We start from the raw sequence: 19,007 nt of genomic DNA on the forward strand, positions 1-19,007 counted from the left end.
TTTCCCGGGTTCCGGCACAGGTTGCTCACAAGGTCGGGGTCCATCGTGGAGCCATGACCGAGCAGAGCTTCCCCGCGATGAGCGGGTCACTGGTGGAACCGCGGCCCGTCGCCGCGCCGAAGTTCTGGCGCCGGACGGCCCCCGCGCTCACGGCCGCGGCACTCGTCGCCGGCCTGTTCGGAGGCGTCACCGGAGCGGTGGTCGCCTCGTCGGACGCGCCCGCCGCCTCGTCGCCCGTCGCGGCGAGGACGATCGCGAACACGTCCACACCGGACTGGAGCGCCGTCGCCGCGCAGGTGCTGCCCTCCGTCGTGCAGGTGAACGTCGGCAACGGCCTCGGCTCCGGCGTGGTCCTCTCCGCCGACGGCAGGATCCTCACCAACGACCACGTCGTCGCCTCCGCGGGCGGCCAGGTGACGGTGAAGTTCAACGACGGCCGCGAGGTGCCCGCCACCGTCGTCTCCACCGACCCCACCTCCGACCTCGCGGTGCTGCAGGCGTCCGGCGTCTCGGGCCTCACGCCGGTCAAGTGGGCGGACTCGGGCTCGGTGGAGGTCGGCGACGCCGTGATGGCCATCGGCTCGCCGTCGGGCCTGCAGGGCACCGTGACCACCGGCATCGTCTCGGCACTGGACCGCAAGGTGACCGTGCCAGCCGAGACGCGCCGCTCGCAACCCGTGTCGTACCAGGCGATCCAGACCGACGCGTCGATCAACCCCGGCAACTCCGGCGGCGCGCTGGTGAACGCCGCCGGCGAGCTGGTCGGGATCAACTCGGCGATCTACTCGCCCGCTTCGAGCAGCGGAGAGGCCGGGAGCGTGGGGATCGGGTTCGCGATCCCGTCGAACACCGCCAAGCAGATCGTGGACCGGCTGAGCTAGTGGTGCATCGCACCGCTAGGAGATCACGTCGAACGTGCACTTGGCGCCGGGAGCGGACGCCAAGCGCACGTCGCACGTGATCAGCGTTGCGCGCAGCTGCTCGGCCAGGGCGACGTACGCGGCGTCGTACGGGGTGATGTTGTCGCGCAGCTCCCACATGCGGGACAGCAACGGCGCCAACGGCATCCGGCGCACAGGCAGTCCGGCCAGGTGTTGCAGCGCGGACGGAACCGCGGTGGCGAGTGCGGGGTTGCCCCTGGCCATCGTGCGCAACGCCGAAACCACCTCCACGTCGAGGTGAGCGGGAGCGAACAAGCCGTGCCCGGCGGACATGCGGGTGACCGTCTGCTGACGCCTCGGGTCATCAGCCGCGTAGAACGTGGCCAGCACGGAAGCGTCGACCACAGCCAGGCTCACGAAGCGTCCCGTGCTTCACGCACAGCGGCCGTGGCGTGCTCCAACGCCAGCCCGGTACCGGCGGGCGGCTCGTACGTCGCCAGGTAGTCGCCGATGTTCAGGACGCGGGCGGCTTCGGTCAGCCGTTCCACCACGAAGGCGTTCAGCGACTGGTGGTGCGCGGCGGCGCCGTCCGCGAGAGCCGTGTAGACCTCGTCCGGCACATCCCTCAGGTTCATCCGCTTCATGGTGCCATTATGGCACCACTTGCCCCGATCGGGGGATCGGCTGGTGCGGCGAAAGCGCCTCACCAGCCGCCTTTCCGCCGATCACCCGACCGCGGATCCGCCGGGTTCGCCGAAGCTCAGGACAGCCAGTCCGGCCGCAGCGGCATGTGCGACGTCGTCCCGTCCAGCTTCACGCCGAGCACCTGGTGCAGCTGGATGTTGTTGCGGTCGAACCCGAGCCGCGACGCCGCCAGGTAGAGCCGCCACACGCGGGCGCGGGCCTCCCCGACCTCCTCGACGGCCTCGTCCCAGTGCTGCTCGAGGTTGCGGCCCCAGGCGGCGAGCGTGAGGGCGTAGTGCTCGCGGATGTTCTCCTCGTGCCGCACCTCGAAGCCGGTGTCGTGCATCAGCGACACCAGGTGTCCCGGGCCGACCAGTTCGCCGTCCGGGAACACGTACCGGTCTATGAACGGGCCGGACAGCGCCCGCTGCTTGTTGTCCGGGCGGGTGATGCAGTGGTTGAGCAGGCGCCCGCCGGGCTTGAGCTTGCGGTGCAGCGACGCGAAGTAGCCGGGCAGCTTGGCCTTGCCGATGTGCTCGGTGAGGCCGATGGACGACACCGCGTCGAAGCCCGTCTCGCGGACGTCGCGGTAGTCGAGGTGGCGCACCTCGGCCAGGTCCGACAGGCCCGCCTCGACGATGGCCTTCTGCGCGTACTCCGCCTGGTTGCGCGAGAGCGTCACGCCGATCGCCCGCACGCCGTACTCGCGGGCGGCGTGCATCACCATGCCGCCCCAGCCGCAGCCGACGTCCAGCAGCCTCATGCCGGGCTTCAGGCCGAGCTTGCGGGCCACCAGGTCGTGCTTCTCGAACTGGGCTTCCTCCAAAGTGGACTCGGCGGAGGGGTAGACCGCGCAGGTGTAGGCCATCGACGGGCCTAGAACCCACTCGTAGAACTGGTTCGAGACGTCGTAGTGGTGGGCGATGGCCTGCCGGTCGCGGGCCTTGGAGTGGCGCAGACCGCGCAGCCGGGTTTCCTGCGGCGGCGGGGACACCTTGTGCGACAACCGGATGCCGCCGAGGAACTTGAGCAGTTCCACGCGTTGCAGCCACGGGAGCCCGCGCAGGGAGAACTCCGAGAGCCGGGAGAGGCCGGCGTGCACGTCGCCGAGGATCTCCAGGTGTCCCGTCACGTAGGCGCGGGCGAGGCCCAGCTCCCCCGGCGCGGAGGCGAGGTAGGACAGGGCCTCGGGAGTCTTGATCTCGATGGACACCGGCGCGGCCGCCGGGCCGGCGGTGCTGCCGTCGTAGGCCTGGAAGCGAACGTCGCCGCCACCGGTGATGCGCTGGAAAACGGAGGCCAACCGCATTCATCGTCCCCTGACACACTTGGCGTACAGATCAGGCAGGCGGTTCGTCTGGTCGTACCGGGCCTTCACCGCCCGGTAGTGCGAACCGTTGTAGTGCCGCCAGAACTCGTCCTCGGTGTAGTACGAGTCGGAGTACAGCGACTTGTGGCCGCCCAGCCGCGCCACCTCGCGCTCGATCAGCCGGTTGCGGTCACCCATCTTCTCCCCCGGACGCACCGGGACCTCCGACCAGAACCCGACGTTCACGTACAACGTGTCCGCGTCCATCGGGTACAGCGGCCAGCCCGTGGTGTCGCGCAGGCGAACCGGGCACAGCCACACCGGCGAGATGCCGATCTCGCGGTCGAAGAAGTCGAGGAACTCGGCCAGGCCGGCGACCGGGATCTCCACGTCCTGGATCACCGGCTCGACGTCCACCCGCGGCCGCAGCCGCCGGTGCTTCGCCAGCAGCCCGCGGTACACGTCCGACCGCAGGTAGCGCTTCGGCCACAGGCGGCGCACGACCGGGTTCTGCGCCCCGAACGCCCGCGAGCACCAGAACCAGTCGGTGTCCCAGCGCCACAGGTAGTCGTGGATCGTCAGGTGGTCCGTGCGGCGGTTCTGGATGGACCGGTAGTAGATCTGGTTGCCCGTGTAGTCCGACGTGTAGGGCGCGATGTCGGCGTAGTGGCCCAGCGTCAGGTACATCTCGCCGCGGGAGAAGACCGTGCCGTCGACGAAGTCCGCCGAGCCGTCCGCGCAGACCTCCTCGATGACGGCGGCGCACTCCTCGAAGGAGCCGAACGGCACGTGCCGCAGCCGCACGTACCGGCGCACCGGCTCCAGCTCGATCTCCAGCCGCAGCGCGTAGCCGAGCGTGCCGTAGGAGTTCGGGAAGGCGCGGAAGAGGTCGTCGTCCGGTTTGGAGACGACCACGTCGCCGTCGCCGGTGAGGATCTCCAGCTCCCGCACGGACTCGTGCGGGAGGCCGTTGCGGAAGGACGTGGACTCGATGCCGAGTCCCGCGACCGCACCGCCGATGGTGATGGTCTTGAGCTGCGGCACCACCAGCGGCATCAAGCCGTGGCGCAGTGTCGCGGCGACGAGGTTCTCGTAGGTGGTCATGCCCTGCACCTGTGCGGTGCGTCCGACCGGGTCCACGGACAGGACCTGGTCGAACCTGCCGACGTCGAGGCCGCCGGCCTGGTCGGCCCGGAACCGGAAGAGGTTCGACGTCTTCTTCGCGAGCCGCACCGGCGCACCTTCGCGCATCGCGGCGTACTGCGCGCTCAACGCAGCCACGGCCGAGCTGTGCCCATGGTCACTCACGCCGACGACGTTATTCCTCGTCAGCGCCGTTGGCACGCCCAAAAGCCGGAATGACCCAGCGGTCTTCCGGCGCACCCTGCCCAAAGTTACCCGCGAGTAGTACCGTGCCGGGCATGGCTACGCACGAGGTGACCAACCAGGTCCCGCCGCTGAGCGGTCACGACGTCGCGGACGACCCCGCCCTGCTCAGCTGGGTCGACGACGCCGAACTGCACTCCCTCGGCAGGCTCGCGGGCAGCCACGAGTGGCAGGAGCGCGGCCGCCTCGCCAACGCCCACCCGCCCGTGCTGCACACGCACGACCGGTACGGCAACCGGATCGACGAGGTCGAGTTCCACCCCGCCTGGCACGATCTGATGAACGTCGCCGTTTCGCACGGTTTGCACGCCTTCGTCGACGGTGGGCACCTGGAGCGCGCGGCGCGTTTCTACGTGTGGTCCCAGGCCGAGGCCGGTCATGGTTGTCCGATTTCGATGACCTACGCGGCCGTGCCCGCTCTGCGCGTGGCGCCGGACCTGGCCGCGGCCTACGAACCCCTTCTCACCGCACGGACCTACGACTTCGGCCTCCGCCCGCCGCTCGCGAAGCGGGGCCTGGTCGCCGGCATGTCGATGACCGAGAAGCAGGGCGGGTCGGACGTCCGGGCGAACACCACCGTCGCGAAGCCCGTGCAGGACGGCTACGTGCTCACGGGGCACAAGTGGTTCACCTCGGCGCCGATGTCGGACGTGTTCCTGACGCTCGCACAGGCCCCCGGCGGGCTGACGTGCTTCCTGGTGCCGCGGGTGCTCCCGGACGGCACGCGCAACCGGTTCTTCCTGCAACGCCTGAAGGACAAGCTGGGGAACAAGTCCAACGCCTCCGCCGAGATCGAGTACGACGGGGCGTTCGCGCACCGGGTCGGCGACGAGGGCCGCGGGGTTCGCACGATCATCGAGATGGTCAACACGACGAGGCTCGACTGCGTGCTCGGCACCGCGGCAGGCATGCGGCTCGGGCTGCGGCAGGCAGCGCACCACGCCGCGCACCGCAAGGCGTTCGGCAGCTACCTGGTCGACCAGCCCGCCATGCGCAACGTGCTGGCGGACCTCGCGATCGAGTCCGAGGCGGCGACCACGACCGCGATGTGGCTCGCCCGGCACAGGCCCCGGCTCGGCCTCGCGGTCACGAAGTACTGGGTCTGCAAGCGCGGCCCGGTGCACGCGGCCGAGGCCCTGGAGTGCCTGGGCGGCAACGGCTACGTCGAGGACAGCGGGATGCCGCGGTTGTTCCGCGAGTCGCCGCTCATGTCGATCTGGGAGGGCTCGGGCAACGTCGCCGCGCTCGACGTCCTGCGCGCCATGCACAAGGAACCCGAGTCCGTGCAGGAGTTCCTCGCCGCCGTCACCGGCGTCGACCCGCGGATCGACAGGGCGGTGGGCGAACTGGGCACCGCGCTGTCCGACGTGGACCAGTCGCAGGCGCGCCGGGTCGTCGAGAAGATGGCGCTGGTCCTCCAGGGCGCCCTGCTCGTGCGGCACGGGCACCCCGCCGTGGCGGACGCGTTCCTCGCCTCGCGGCTGGGCGGTGACTGGGGAGTCGCGTTCGGCACGCTCCCCCGCTCGACCGACTTCGCCGCGATCATCGACCGGGCGGTGCCGAAGATCTAGGCGGGACACCCGTTGGCCTGCCGCGGCGAGTCCGGCCCGTACAGGTCGCCGGTCAGGAACACGCACGTCGGCTGCTGGTCGAACTCGTAGATGTCGGCGATCTCGAGGATGGTGAAGTTCCTGGTCTCGCCGACCCGCGACACCGCGAAGTCCGTGCGTCCGGTGGCGCCGAAGAACTCCAGCTCGCGCAGCTCGCCGCCGATCGCACCGCGGTGCGGGGTGTGCCCGGCCAGGCGCGCCTGGGCGTTGCGGACGGCGTCGAGGAAGAGCCCCGCCGCGTCGTAGGCGACCGCCATGTGCTCGCCGGGCCACGGCTTGGGGGGCTTGTCCTCGCGGGGCAGCGAGGAGGCCTGGACCTCCCCGGCCAGCTTGCTGTAGCCGGCGCAGAAGGCGTCGAGGGGCAGGCCGCCGCGCGTCCTCTCGTCCGGCCTGCCCTCCACGCAGGGCTTGCCGGCGAGCACGACGAGGCCCGCCATGCTCACGTAGGACACGCGCATGCCGGCCAGCGAGTCGCGCTTGCGGCTGGCCTCCTGCGCGATGAACCGGATGATCGCGTCGTCCGCGAGGATGCGCGGCAGGCGGTTCTTGTCGTAGCAGTTCCTGCCGACGGCCTGGAGGAACTCGCCGAAGTGCTCCTCGCGGCCCGCGAAGAACACCAGCTCGCCGGAATGGTCCTCGACGCACTGCGACGGCACCTCCTGCGGGCCGCCCGCCCACTCGCGCGCCTCGTAGTTCACGCCCGACCTGGCGAGCTCCTGCCCCAGGACGGCGACCAGGTTGTCGAGGTAGACGTCGTCCTGCCGCAGCTTCGGGTGGTGGATCGTCACCTTGGTCGCGCGGATGTGCTGGGCGTAGCGCCGGACCAGGTCGGCCTGCCGCACGTTGCCGGGGATCAGCTGGAAGTACATCGTGGAGAGCTTCGGCAGCGACGCCTCGGTGAGCGTGGTGCCGATGGTCGGCACGCCGAGCGACCCGAGCGAGGTGATGACCTTCCTGGTCTGCTCGACGCTGCGGTCGAGCCCGACCACGCCGATGATGCTCGGGTCCCGCTCCAGCAACGGGGTCAGCATCTCGGTCAGCACGTCGTGCGCGCGGTCCATCTTCGCGCCGCCGTTCGCGACCACGACGCGCAGCAGCGGTCCCGAACTCGACCTGTCGTTCTGCTGCCGCTGCCGCAGCAGCATGCCCTCGAGCTCCTCCGCCCTGGAGTGGTCGGCGTCGGGGTTGCTGTCCCTGTGGGTGAGGCTCGAGAAGTAGAGCACCGTCACGAGCGGGCGCGTGGAGCCGGCGCGCAGCCGTTCCGCCTCGTCGTTCTGCGTGAAGACCGCCCGCTGCGTCCACCGCAGCCGCTCGTTCGCGCCGAACACCTGGCCGCTGTTGTCGCTGTAGCCGAGGCACTCGACGTTGCCCTCGACGTCCATCAGCCTCGTCGACACGCCGGGCGAGACCGCGGAGCCGACGATGGAGCAGTTGGCCTCGAAGTGGTTCTGCACGGTCACGAACCCCGGCACCAGCAGCACCAGGACCACCGCCGCGATGATGGCCTCCAGCCGCCGCGACTTCGCGAGCCACCGCACCGGCGGGGCGTGGAACGAGGGCGCGCCCTTCCACTTCTTCTTGTCCGGGTCCGGGAACGGCAGCCTGATCATGAGGTAGCGGGCGTCGGGCGCGAGCATCTGCCGTTTGCGCGGCAGCTCCTCCCGCCACGTCGCCAGCGCCTCCGCGGTCTCGTCCGGCACGACCGGCGCGGTTCCGAGCCGCCGCGACAGGGCCGGCTGCACCGAGCTGGCCGCGATCACCAGCAGCGGGTCGAGCTCGCCCGTCTCGTTGCGGACGTCGTTGATCAGCTCCAGCAGCTCCCAGCCGCCGTTGTCCTCCGTGACGCCGTCGAGCAGCACGGGGATGTAGGCGGTGCGCCGCCACCCGGCCCTGCGCGGCAGGAAGCGGGAGCGCCGCCGGTACGCGATCCGCAGGTCCTCCAGGAACGCGTGCACGAGCAGCAGCTTGATCTGCCCGGTGTTCTCCGACTCGCGCCGGCCGAGGGTGAGCCGCTCGGCGAACCCGAGGAACTCGATGGAGTGGTGGGGCAGCGCGAAGTTCTGCCCCTTCATGAACCACCGGGACTCGCGCCGCAGCCCCGGCACGCGCTTGCCGAGCCAGCGGAACCCCGCCTTGCTGCCGACCCACGCGACGAGCCCGAGTCCCAGCCGCGTGACGAGGTTCGGGATGAACGCGTCGACGGCCCGGTTGAGCTCGTCGCCGCCGCCCCCGGTCCTGCCGGTCCACTGCCGCAGCAGCTCGATGACGCTCGCCCGGTCGTCGCGGCCCGGCTTGCGCGGCAGCCGCTTGCTCGTGAGCCAGTCGACGAGCCGGTAGTGGTCGAACCGCGTCAGCCGCTCGCTGCCGACGTGGACCTCCGACAACCGGTGGCTCAGCACGTCGAGCAACGGCAGCAGCGGCTCGGTCTCCCGCGCCTCCGGCGGCCACCTCTTGGCGACCTCCGCCCCGACCGCGGACACGTCGACGTAGGCGTGCGGGATCGGCGGGCGCCCTTCGTCGAGCTTGCGCCCGAGTGCGAGCAGGAAGTCCGCCGGACTGGCTTCGCCCTCCAGGTAGAGCAGCGGGAGCGGCTGGTCGCCGACCACTTCCTCGGTCCTGCTCCGGTAGAAGAACCCGGGCCGGTCGCACAGGCCGCGAATGACCTCGAGGAGAACGTTCGAACCCGGGAAAACGGGTTCTGTCCGGCTACCTGTCATCTGCTCCCTCACACTCGTGCGGAGGGAAACGACGGTAGCCGGACAGAACGGGCCGAACCGGTGGTTTGGAGTTATTCGGCTGGAACGGACCAGCGTCAGTGCAGGCCGAGCTCGCGGGCGATCAGCATCTTCTGCACCTCGGACGTGCCCTCGCCGATCTCCAGGATCTTGGCGTCGCGGTAGAAGCGGCCCACCGGGTACTCGTTCATGAAGCCGTAGCCGCCGAAGATCTGCGTGGCGTCGCGGGCGTTGTCCATCGCCGCCTCGGACGACACGAGCTTCGCGATGGCCGCCTGCTTCTTGAACGGCTCGCCGCGCAGCATCCTCGACGCCGCCTCGTAGTACGCGAGGCGCGCGGTGTGGACGCGGGCCTCCATCTCGGCGATCTTGAACTGGATCGCCTGGTAGGTTCCGATCTTCGCGCCGAACGTCTCGCGTTCGTGGGCGTAGCGGACCGACTCGTCCACGCAGCCCTGCGCGAGGCCGACGGACAGCGCGGCGATGGCGACGCGGCCCTCGTCCAGCGTGCGCAGGAACTGGGCGAAACCGCGGCCGCGCTCGCCGAGGAGGTTCGCGGCGGGCACGCGGCAGTCGGCGAAGGACAGCTCACGGGTGTCGGAGGCGTTCCAGCCGACCTTGGAGTACTTCTTCGACACCGTGAAGCCCGGGGTGCCGGACGGGACGATGATCGAGGAGATCTCCTTGCGGCCGTCCGGGAGGGTGCCCGTGACGGCGGCGACGGTGACGAGGCCGGTGATGTCGGTGCCGGAGTTCGTGATGAACGCCTTGGTGCCGTTGATGACCCACTCGTCGCCTTCGAGGCGCGCGGTGGTGGTCAGGCCGCCCGCGTCGGAGCCGGAGCCCGGTTCGGTGAGGCCGAACGCGCCGAGCTTCTCACCCGAGGTGAGCGAGGGCAGCCACCGCGCCTTCTGCTCGTCGGTGCCGAAGCGGTAGATCGGCATCGCGCCGAGCGACGTGGCCGCCTCGACCGTGATCGCGACCGACGAGTCGACGCGCGCGAGCTCCTCCAGCGTGACGCACAGGGCGAAGTAGTCGCCGCCCATGCCGCCGTGCTCCTCGGGGAACGGCAGGCCGAACAGGCCCATCTGCCCCATCTTCGCGACGATCGGGTACGGGAACTCGCAGCGCTCGTAGTAGTCGCCGATGACCGGCGCCACCTCCTCGCGGGCGAACTCCTCGACGGTCTTGCGCAGGTCCTCGTACTCGCTCGGGAGCCTGAAGTCCAACACCACTGTCACTCCTCGTGAGAGACGACGAGGGCCAGCACCTGGTCGAGTGCGACCTGCTGGCCTGCCTGAACGTTCACTTCGGCGAGCACGCCGTCGACCGGTGCGGTCACGGTGTGCTCCATCTTCATGGCCTCGACCACGAACAACGCTTGACCGGCGGTCACTTCCTCGCCCTGCTCCGCGCGCACGACCAGCACGGTGCCGGGCATCGGCGACTTCACCGGGCCACCGGAGGCGGCGGCGCCACCGGAGGCGCCGAGGAGGAACTCGGCCTCGACCAACGCCCAGGAGGCGCCGTCGCGGCCCAGCCACAGCACGTCGCCGTCGCGGGCCATCGAGTAGCGGCGCGAACCGACGAGCAGGTCGGCGCCTTCCCTGCGAGCGCGCGCCCTGACCGGTTCTCCGGCACCCACGACGACCTCGTCGCCGCGCACGCGCACGTCGACGTCGTTGATCCGCCAGGTCGTCCAGGCGTGCTCGCCGACGCGCCAGCCGGTCAGCTGGTCCCACGGGTCGTCGCCGTGCGGCTGCAGCGAGCGCTCCAGGCCGGCCGCGACGTAGACCTCGTCCGGGACCTCGGCCGTCGTCAGCGCGTCCAGCTTCCGCTCGACCAGGCCGGTGTCCAGGGCGCCGGCGCGGACGTCCTCGTCGCGCAGGAGTGCGCGCAGGAACGGGATGTTCGTCGTGACGCCGAGCAGCACCATCTCGCCGAGCGCGTGGTCGAGGCGCCGCAGCGCCTCCTCGCGGGTCCGGCCGTGCGCGATCACCTTGGCCAGCATCGGGTCGTAGTCCGAACCGACGACGAGTCCTTCGTACAGACCGGAGTCCACGCGGACGTCGGTGGGTTCGCTCAGCGCCAGCACCCGGCCGCCGGTCGGCAGGAAGCCGCGCGACGGGTCCTCGGCGTAGACGCGCGCCTCGACCGAGTGGCCGCGCAGCTCGACGGTCAGGTCGAGGGCCTCTCCCGACGCCACGCGGAGCTGCCACTCGACGAGGTCGACGCCCGTCACCATCTCGGTCACCGGGTGCTCGACCTGCAGCCGGGTGTTCATCTCCATGAAGAAGTAGTCGCCGGACGCACCGTCCACGATGAACTCGACGGTGCCCGCGCCGACGTACCCGACGGCCTTCGCGGCGTCGACCGCGGCGGACCCCATGGCCTCGCGCATCTCGGGCGTGAGGAACGGCGACGGGGCCTCCTCGATGATCTTCTGGTGCCTGCGCTGCAGGCTGCACTCGCGTTCGCCGAGGTGGACCACGTTGCCGTGCGCGTCGCCGAGGACCTGGATCTCGATGTGACGCGGGTTCGTGATGAACCGCTCGATCAGCAGCGTGTCGTCACCGAACGACCCGCGCGCCTCGCGCCGTGCCGACTCGATCGCCTCGCGCAGCGCCGATTCCTCGTGCACCAGCCGCATGCCCTTGCCTCCACCGCCCGCGGAAGGCTTGAGCAGCACCGGAAAGCCGATCTCCAGGGCGGCGTCGACGATCTCGTCGTCGGACATGCCCGCGCGGGTGCGGCCCGGCACGACGGGCACGCCCGCCGCCGACACGGTCAGCTTCGCGCGGATCTTGTCGCCCATCGCCTCGATCGCCGACGCGGGCGGGCCGACGAACACGATCCCCGCCTCGTCGCAGGCCGCCGCGAACGCGGTGTTCTCCGCGAGGAAGCCGTAACCGGGGTGGATCGCCTGCGCGCCGGTCTGGACGGCCGCCCCGACGATCTTCTCGATGGACAGGTAGCTCTCCCGGGCCGCGGCGGGCCCGATCCGCACGGCCTCGTCGGCCAGCCTGACGTGCAACGCCTCGGCGTCCGCGTCGGAGTAGACGGCGACGGAACGGATCCCGAGCGACCGCAGCGCGCGGATCACCCTGACCGCGATCTCCCCGCGGTTCGCCACCAGAACGCTGTCGAACATGATCACATCCGGAAGACGCCGTAGGAAACATCGTCGATGGGGGCGTTGGCCGCGCTGGACAACGCGAGGCCGAGCACCGTGCGGGTGTCCCGCGGGTCGATCACGCCGTCGTCCCACAGCCGCGCGGTCGAGTAGTACGGGTTGCCCTGGTCCTCGTACTGCCGGCGGATCGGCGCCTTGAACGCCTCCTCGTCCTCAGCGGACCACTCGTCACCGAGCTGGTCGCGGCGGACCGTCGCGAGCACGGACGCCGCCTGCTCCCCGCCCATCACGGAGATGCGGGCGTTGGGCCACATCCACAGGAACCGCGGCGAGTACGCCCGGCCGCACATCGAGTAGTTGCCGGCGCCGAAGCTGCCGCCGATGATCACGGTGAACTTCGGGACGCGCGCGCAGGCCACCGCCGTCACCATCTTGGCGCCGTGCTTGGCGATGCCGCCCGCCTCGTACTCGCGGCCGACCATGAAGCCGGTGATGTTCTGCAGGAACACCAGCGGGATGGACCGCTTGTCGCACAGCTGGATGAAGTGCGCGCCCTTGACCGCGGACTCGCCGAACAGGATGCCGTTGTTCGCGACGATGCCGACCGGGTGGCCGTGGATGCGCGCGAAGCCGGTGACCAGCGTCTGCCCGTACTCCTTCTTGAACTCCTGGAACTTCGAGCCGTCGACGATCCGCGCGATCACCTCGCGCACGTCGTAGGGCGTCCGGGAGTCCGTCGGCACTACGCCGTAGAGGTCGTCGGGGTCGACCACGGGCGCCTCGGTCTTCGCTACTTCCCACGGCCGCCGGGCGCGCGGGCCGAGCGTCGAGATGATCGAGCGGACCATCCTCAGCGCGTGCGCGTCGTTCTCCGCCAGGTGGTCGGTGACGCCGGACGTGCGCGAGTGCAGGTCGCCGCCGCCGAGGTCCTCGGCGCTGACCACCTCACCGGTCGCGGCCTTCACCAGCGGCGGACCGCCGAGGAAGATCGTGCCCTGGTTCCTGACGATGATCGCCTCGTCGCTCATCGCCGGCACGTACGCGCCACCGGCGGTGCACGAGCCGAGCACGGCGGCGATCTGCGGGATGCCCCTGGCCGACATGGTGGCCTGGTTGTAGAAGATCCGGCCGAAGTGCTCGCGGTCGGGGAACACGTCGTCCTGCTTGGGCAGGAACGCGCCGCCGGAGTCGACGAGGTAGATGCACGGGAGGTTGTTCTGCAGCGCGACTTCCTGTGCGCGCAGGTGCTTCTTGACCGTGATCGGGTAGTACGTGCCGCCCTTGACCGTGGCGTCGTTCGCGACGATCACGCACTCGCGCCCGGAGACCCGCCCGACGCCGGTGATGATGCCCGCGGCCGGCGCCTCGTCGCCGTACATGCCGTTCGCGGCCAGCGGCGACAGCTCGAGGAACGGCGAACCGGGGTCGACCAGCGTGTCCACGCGTTCGCGGGGCAACAGCTTGCCGCGGTCGACGTGGCGCTGACGTGCCTTCTCGGGACCGCCTAGCGCGGCGGTGGCGAGCTTGCTCCGCAGCTCGTCGACGAGCGCGGTGTGCTCCTTGGCGTAGCGCTCCGACGGCTCGGCGGCGCTGCGCAGGACAGGTGCGTCCATGCTCCCCAGACCTCAAGGTTAGCGGGCGTTAACAAGGCCATGTTAACGCCCGCTCACCTGACGGTCCACCGAAGCGGCCGGAGAGTGACCTGATCGCAGGTCAGCCATCTGATCAGGCACTCCCACGTTCCGGAATTCCCTAGCCGACGACACCCCGCAGCGCGGGCAGGTAGCCGCTGGCGTGCCCGGCGCGGTTCGGGTGGTACGACTCCTCGACCGGCCAGCTCAGGCTGTTGAGCCACCAGCTCGACGAGCAGATCTCGTGCCCGCTGAACACCCCGCGCACGTCGACGTAGGTGAACCCGGCCGCACCCGCCCGCGCGCTGATGGTGCTGTGCAGGGCGTCGGACCCGGAGTTGATCGCGGCGCGCTTGGTGTCGCTCAGGCCGACGTTGCAGGTGCCCGGCACCTTGTACATGCGCGGGTAGCCGAGCACGACCACGCGCGCCGACGGGGCCTTCGACCTGATGGTGCCGTAGACGTTGTTCAGCAGCCCGGGAAGCGTGTTCGCGGCGTAGTTCTTGGCCGTGTTCACCCGGTTGACGCAGTCCTGATCCGAGCCGAACGTGCACGTGGTGATCACGTCGGTGAAGCCGGCGTCGTTGCCGCCGACCTGGACGGTCACCAGGTTCGTGGCACTCGTGAGGGCGCCGGCCTGGGTGACCACGTCACCTGTTCGCGCACCGGAGCAGGCCACGGACTTGAAGGTGGCCGGGGCTGTCGCCGCGGCGTACAGGGCCGGGTAGGCGTACGGGCCGCGCTTGCAGCTGCCGCTGGTGCCGTCGTAGCTGCCGGTGCCGAGGCCCGAGGCGTAGGAGTCGCCGAGAGCCACGTAGTTGACGGGGGCCGCGCTCGCCGGGTTGGCGAGGGCGATGACCGCCGCGGCGGCGGTGACCACCGAGGCGAGGAAGTGAGCAGAACGCATCGAAGACTCCCGAAGGGGCCGCAGGGGTTGATGCAGTGCGGGTTCATCGTTACCCACGGGTAAGACCTGTGTGAAGTATTGGTCAATAGTCAACATTTGGGGCTTGTACCTGCGGAAATTCCACCCATCGGACGACGGGGGTTTGGGGCTGGATCGCCTTCGGCGCGGTTCGGGGGGCGGCTTGCGTTGGTTGGTGCGATTCCAGCGGGGTGGGTCGCGATTTGTTGGTCGGGTTGCGTTGCGAGGGTGTTGCGCGGGTCGGGACGAAGCGCCGGGGTTGCGATTGCGACTGTCCGGTTGAGTGCGCGCGCCTGGCTTGAGTGCGTGGTTGGTTTGCGTTGGCGGGTGCGGATGATTGCAACGTGCGTGCGGTTCGAATGGTGGTTGCCCTGCATTGGCGACCGCTGCCGGCACCTCGCGCGTGCCCGTAGGGCGGCCCGATCGCAGGGACACGACGTCAGGTAAACGCCTGCTAACCTGCGCGTGTGGCTGAGAAACCCTCACGTCGGGACCAGATCCTCAACGCCGCGGCCGAGCTCTTCGCGCGGCACGGCTTCCACGGCGTGGGCATCGACGACATCGGTGCCGCTGTGGGGATCTCCGGGCCCGCGCTGTACCGGCACTTCCGCAGCAAGGACGCGATGCTCGGGGAGATGCTGACGTCCATCTCCGAGCGGTTGCTCGACGGCGGACAGGCCAGGGTGGACGCCGCGACGAGTGCCGATGAGGCGTTGCGGGAGCTCATCGGGTGGCACGTCGACTTCGCGCTGGACGATCCCGCGCTCATCACGGTGCAGATGCGCAACCTCGCGAACCTCACGGATCCGGACCGGCGGCGGGTGCGCGCGTTGCAACGCCGCTACGTCGAGGTGTGGGTGGAGACGATCCGGCACACGGTTCCGGACTTCGACGAGCCGACGGCTCGTGCTGCCGCGCACGCCGTGTTCGGGCTCATCAACTCGACGCCGCACAGCGCCCACCTCGACCGCGACCAGATGGCGGCGCTGTTGTCGCGCATGGCGCTCGCCTCGCTGACGCCCGCCGTCGTGAGGTCCTGAAGCAGGCCGCGCCGGTGGGCTGCGCTGTCCTCGGCCCGCATCCGCCGATCGACCGATGGCACGGCGCTGACCTGGCGAACTGGCGGTCGGCCGAGACCCTTCCGTAACCTGCCCGGCGATGGGTGCGCGCAAACTCCTCCTCCGGCTCCCGGCCTGGTTCCGGTTCACGGTGATCACGCTCGCGGTGTTCGTCTGCGGGGTGATCGCCTCCCGTCCCGCCACCGGTGACGGCGGGACACCGCCGACCGCCGACGTGATCGCCGCGGCCAACGCCGTCGACGCGTTCGTGTCGCCGTCCGCGACGCACGACCCCCACGTGAACCTGCCGTCGGACTTCGCCCGCGAGATGGGGCGCGACCCGAAGACGGTGAAGGCTCCGGACGGGACGCTGCGGGTCGTCGACGCCGGCGGTGGCTGTTCCGGGCCCGCCGGGGACACGGAGTGGGACTTCAGCACCGCGTGCCGCGCGCACGACCTGGGCTACGACCTGCTGCGCTACGCCGACCACAAGGGCGACCCGCTGGGACCGGACGCGCGCAGGGCGCTGGACGACCGGCTCGCGGCCGACCTGCACACCCAGTGCCGGCTGAACCCGCGCGGCGCCGAGCAGCGCTGCCACGTGGTGGCCGAGGCCTACGCGCTGGGCCTGCAGTTCAACTCCTGGCGGCAGCGGTGGGGCGCGCCGGGCCACGAGCCCGTGGTGGCCTGGGCGTTCGGCAGCGCCGTCGTGGTGTTCCTCCTGCTGGCACGCCTGCACGGACGGCGCCGCGACGACGGTCCGCGCGGCGAGGCGAACGCGCTGCCGCCGGTCCTCGCCCACGCCGAGCAGGACCGCTACGCGACGTTCCTGCGGCTGTTCAGCCTCGCGCTGCTGGTGCTGGGCGAGACGGTGGCGACGCTCGCGCACCTGCGAGGCGTCGGCACGCCCTGGTTGTGGACGTTGCAGGCGGTGCCGCTGTTCTTCTTCGCCGGCGGGCACGCGAACCTGCGCAGCTGGCAGGCGCACCAGGGCGGCTTCGGGTGCTGGGTGTCCAGCCGGACGTCGTGGCTGCTGCGGCCGGTGCTGGCGTTCGTGCTGCTGTGGGTGGTGCTGTTCGCGGGCCTGAACCTGCTGGACGTGGAGGTCGACGAGTACAGCCGGTTGATCACGCACCCGCTGTGGTTCCTGGGGGTCTACCTGCTCGCGGTGGCCGCCACGCCCGCCGCCGCGTGGCTGCACCGGAACCTCCGCCGCACCACGCCGTTCGTGCTGGTGCTCGTGACGCTGTTCGTCGAGGTCGCCCGCACGTCGACGGACTGGAGGACCGGCGGGTACGCGAACCTGGTCGTCGGCGCGCTGCTGATGCAGCAGGCCGGCTTCTTCTACGCCGACGGCACGCTGCAGCGGCTGTCCCGGCGGGTGCTGGCGGCACTGGGCGCGATCACGCTCCCGGCGCTGGTGTTCTTCAGCGGCTACCCGCGCTCGATGATGGTGCTCGGCGTGGCCCAGGTCTGCCTGGCGCTGCTCGCGCGCGGCCGGGCCAGCACGTGGCTCGACGGCCCGTTCTGGCACGTCGTCGACTTCGCCCGCCGCTCACCGATGACGTTGTACCTGGCGTACCTGGCCGTGCTGGGCGCGCTGGTCGGCCTGCTCGGGCTGACGCAGGCGCCGATCTGGCTGGTGCTGGGGCTGGTGCCGCTCGTGCTCGTGTTCCACCGCTTCGAACGGCGCCTGGTCCGGTTCCCGCGCCTGTCGCACGAGTCGCACCGCACGCGCCTCGCGACGGGCATGGGCGTGTCGTTCGGGACGCTCGGCGTGCTCGGGTTCGTGGTGAGCGGGTTCCTCGGTGACGGGGTGCTCGTGCTGCTGCCGGTCGACCCGCTGCAGAACCTCATCCACCTCCTGCTCGGCTGGTACCTGATCCACACCGCCCGCCACGGCAGCTGCGACACCCGCCTGCCGTGGCTGCTCACGGCACTGGCGTGCGTACCGCCGATGCTGGCGCTGGACCCGGCTCCCCCGGTGGTGGTGCTGCACGCCGCGGCGATCGGCCTCGCAGTGCTCGCAGCCATCCCCAGGTCACGGCCGCGCACACCGGCAGCCACAGCAGCCGCTGCCACACCCAGTCCGGATGGTCCGGTGGCTGCTGGAGCCCCGGCAGCGGCCCCCACGCGCTGAGCGCCAGCGTCACGGTGACCAGCGCGCTCTGGTGGGCCAGGAAGATCCCCAGCGCCCGCCGGTTCAGCCACGCCACGGGTGCCGCCGTGCCGAGCCGGCTCAGCAGCGGCGCGATCGTGAGCACCAGGCCGATCTGGGCGAACGCCAGCGCGAGCGTCGCGTAGTTCGGCGGGTTCAGGTTCGAGACCACCTCGCCGGGGATGCCGACCGCCGCCGCCGGGTAGCCGCCGAACGTCGTCAGCAGCGCGTACCCGAGCACGCCCAGGACCAGCAGTGGCGGGCCGGGGATCCTCCTGCGCGCCAGCGAGTGCCCGAGCTGCCAGGCCGCCCACCACACCGCGTACGGGACCACCAGCACGAGCGCCACCGGCACGAGCACACCCCACGAGTGCTCGTCCAGCAGGCGCACCAACGGTTTCATCGCCAGCAGCACCAGGTAGACCCCGAGGAACCACAGCGGCGTCGTGACCAGGAACCCGATGTTCCACGCCGTCGCCTGGTCGACCCCGCGCAGCACCAGTCCGAAGAGGACGGCCGCCCAGCAGGCCAGCATCAGCGACGTGGGCACGGCGAGCTGTTTCACCCTGGCGAAGAACGGCGTCTTCGAGTGCGCGGCCGCGAACCCGCCCACGAAGAAGAACAGGCCCAGCGTCTGCAACACCCACGACACCGGCGTGAGCGCGGAGAAGTGCCGCAGCGGGCTGTCGATGTGCATGCCGGTGGGCGTGTCCACCAGCGCGGTCACCAGCCAGTGGCCGAGCACGACGGTGACGACGGCGATAGCGCGCACGGCGTCGATGAACGGGTTTCTCACAGCTGCTCCCCCGAGGCGATCCGCACGAGCGCGGCCAGGGTCTCGCTGCCCGGCTCGTAGTAGGTGTCGTGCTTGCCGCCCCCGAACCGCAGCACCGAGGCGCCGAAGCCGTCCGAGGCGGGATCGGTGCCGTGCCCGAGGTCGAACAACCGGACGTTCGGCACGAAGCGCATCCAGTCGCCGTCGAGCCGCACCGCCCAGACCTTGGCGCGCGTGCCCAGTTCGCCCGCGGAACCGGCCCGCACGCCGGGGCTTCCGGTGAAGACGATGTCCGCCACGTCCAGGTCGGGCGCCGCGAGCCCGACGACCACCGAGCCGTAGCTGTGCCCGAAGACGTGGATGCGCGCGTCGGTCCGCAATGCGCGCACGAAGTCGACCAGTTCGGCGGCGCCCTGCCGGGCCAGCGAGCCGGTCATCGCGTCGACGCCGAGCCCCTGCGGCGTCCGGTAGCCGAGCCACGCGATCACCGCGAGGTCGTCGCGGCCGGCCTGCTCGTGCAGGTTGACCGCCATCCTCCCGATCGTGCGGTCGAACCGGTCGACGTCCACGTCGGACCCCGGCACGACGACCACGACGTCGCGGGCGGTGCCCAGGTCGCCGACGACCGCGACCCGGCGGGCGACGTCGGACCGCCACTGCGAGATCGACGGGGCGACCGACGGCAGGGCGATCAGCAGGAGGAACAGAACGGCACGGCGCAT

Annotated in this window: 14 protein-coding genes and 1 pseudogene; 4 read left to right on the forward strand and 11 right to left on the reverse strand. The window is 70.7% G+C overall.

The features are described from left to right. Window positions 1-53 precede the first annotated feature (53 nt). Window positions 54-881, forward strand: coding sequence for a S1C family serine protease (locus tag L6E10_RS25525; protein WP_236222129.1), 828 nt, complete (start codon window positions 54-56; stop codon window positions 879-881). A gap of 15 nt (window positions 882-896) precedes the next feature. Here the strand turns inward: L6E10_RS25525 and L6E10_RS25530 are convergent, their stop codons facing one another. The 4 genes from L6E10_RS25530 to L6E10_RS25545 all read right to left on the reverse strand — a co-directional run bounded on the left by L6E10_RS25530 (window position 897) and on the right by L6E10_RS25545 (window position 4,125). Next, window positions 897-1,298: a type II toxin-antitoxin system VapC family toxin gene (locus tag L6E10_RS25530; protein WP_236222130.1), complete on the reverse strand. Its 402-nt coding sequence runs from the start codon at window positions 1,296-1,298 to the stop codon at window positions 897-899. Next, window positions 1,295-1,516, reverse strand: a complete 222-nt coding sequence (locus tag L6E10_RS25535) for a type II toxin-antitoxin system HicB family antitoxin (protein WP_236222131.1) — start codon at window positions 1,514-1,516, stop codon at window positions 1,295-1,297. Before L6E10_RS25535 ends, L6E10_RS25530 begins: the two co-directional genes overlap by 4 nt. 125 nt (window positions 1,517-1,641) lie before the next feature. After that, a complete protein-coding gene (locus L6E10_RS25540) occupies window positions 1,642-2,874 on the reverse strand; it encodes a cyclopropane-fatty-acyl-phospholipid synthase family protein (protein ID WP_236222133.1) in 1,233 nt (410 codons plus the stop codon). Next, complete coding sequence (locus tag L6E10_RS25545; protein WP_236222175.1) at window positions 2,875-4,125, reverse strand: FAD-binding oxidoreductase; 1,251 nt, start codon at window positions 4,123-4,125, stop codon at window positions 2,875-2,877. A 170-nt stretch (window positions 4,126-4,295) separates the two neighbouring features. Here L6E10_RS25545 and L6E10_RS25550 point away from each other — a divergent pair, with 170 nt between their 5' ends. Beyond that, complete coding sequence (locus tag L6E10_RS25550) at window positions 4,296-5,831, forward strand: acyl-CoA dehydrogenase family protein (protein ID WP_236222135.1); 1,536 nt, start codon at window positions 4,296-4,298, stop codon at window positions 5,829-5,831. Here L6E10_RS25550 and L6E10_RS25555 read toward each other — a convergent pair. The 5 genes from L6E10_RS25555 to L6E10_RS25575 form a co-directional block, all read right to left on the reverse strand. Beyond that, complete coding sequence (locus L6E10_RS25555; RefSeq protein WP_236222136.1) at window positions 5,828-8,476, reverse strand: hypothetical protein; 2,649 nt, start codon at window positions 8,474-8,476, stop codon at window positions 5,828-5,830. The two genes, L6E10_RS25550 and L6E10_RS25555, sit on opposite strands and share 4 nt — an antisense overlap. 206 nt (window positions 8,477-8,682) lie before the next feature. Then, window positions 8,683-9,837, reverse strand: a complete 1,155-nt coding sequence (locus L6E10_RS25560; RefSeq protein WP_236222176.1) for an acyl-CoA dehydrogenase family protein — start codon at window positions 9,835-9,837, stop codon at window positions 8,683-8,685. 5 nt (window positions 9,838-9,842) lie between these two features. Beyond that, entirely contained in the window at window positions 9,843-11,756 is a 1,914-nt protein-coding gene (locus L6E10_RS25565) for an acetyl/propionyl/methylcrotonyl-CoA carboxylase subunit alpha (protein ID WP_240011316.1), read from the reverse strand. Window positions 11,757-11,758: 2 nt separating this feature from the next. Then, window positions 11,759-13,351 carry a carboxyl transferase domain-containing protein gene (locus L6E10_RS25570; protein WP_236222140.1) on the reverse strand — a complete coding sequence of 531 codons (1,593 nt, stop codon included), beginning with the start codon at window positions 13,349-13,351 and terminating at the stop codon, window positions 11,759-11,761. A gap of 139 nt (window positions 13,352-13,490) precedes the next feature. Further along, complete coding sequence (locus tag L6E10_RS25575) at window positions 13,491-14,276, reverse strand: SGNH/GDSL hydrolase family protein (protein WP_236222142.1); 786 nt, start codon at window positions 14,274-14,276, stop codon at window positions 13,491-13,493. A gap of 485 nt (window positions 14,277-14,761) precedes the next feature. On the opposite strand from L6E10_RS25575, the gene L6E10_RS25580 reads away from it, so the two are divergent. Together L6E10_RS25580 and L6E10_RS40935 are read left to right on the forward strand one after the other, a co-directional pair. Further along, window positions 14,762-15,334, forward strand: coding sequence for a TetR/AcrR family transcriptional regulator (locus L6E10_RS25580; RefSeq protein WP_090095041.1), 573 nt, complete (start codon window positions 14,762-14,764; stop codon window positions 15,332-15,334). Between the two features lie 346 nt (window positions 15,335-15,680). Continuing rightward, a pseudogene (locus tag L6E10_RS40935) lies at window positions 15,681-15,914 on the forward strand (hypothetical protein); the annotation flags it as partial. 1,369 nt (window positions 15,915-17,283) lie between these two features. On the opposite strand, the gene L6E10_RS25590 reads toward L6E10_RS40935, so the two are convergent. Together L6E10_RS25590 and L6E10_RS25595 are read right to left on the reverse strand one after the other, a co-directional pair. Continuing rightward, entirely contained in the window at window positions 17,284-18,306 is a 1,023-nt protein-coding gene (locus tag L6E10_RS25590) for an acyltransferase (RefSeq protein WP_236222144.1), read from the reverse strand. Beyond that, window positions 18,303-19,007 carry an alpha/beta hydrolase gene (locus L6E10_RS25595; RefSeq protein ID WP_236222146.1) on the reverse strand — a complete coding sequence of 235 codons (705 nt, stop codon included), beginning with the start codon at window positions 19,005-19,007 and terminating at the stop codon, window positions 18,303-18,305. Before L6E10_RS25595 ends, L6E10_RS25590 begins: the two co-directional genes overlap by 4 nt.

The sequence above is a fragment of the Lentzea sp. CC55 genome (assembly GCF_021056325.1).
Lineage (GTDB): Bacteria > Actinomycetota > Actinomycetes > Mycobacteriales > Pseudonocardiaceae > Lentzea > Lentzea jiangxiensis.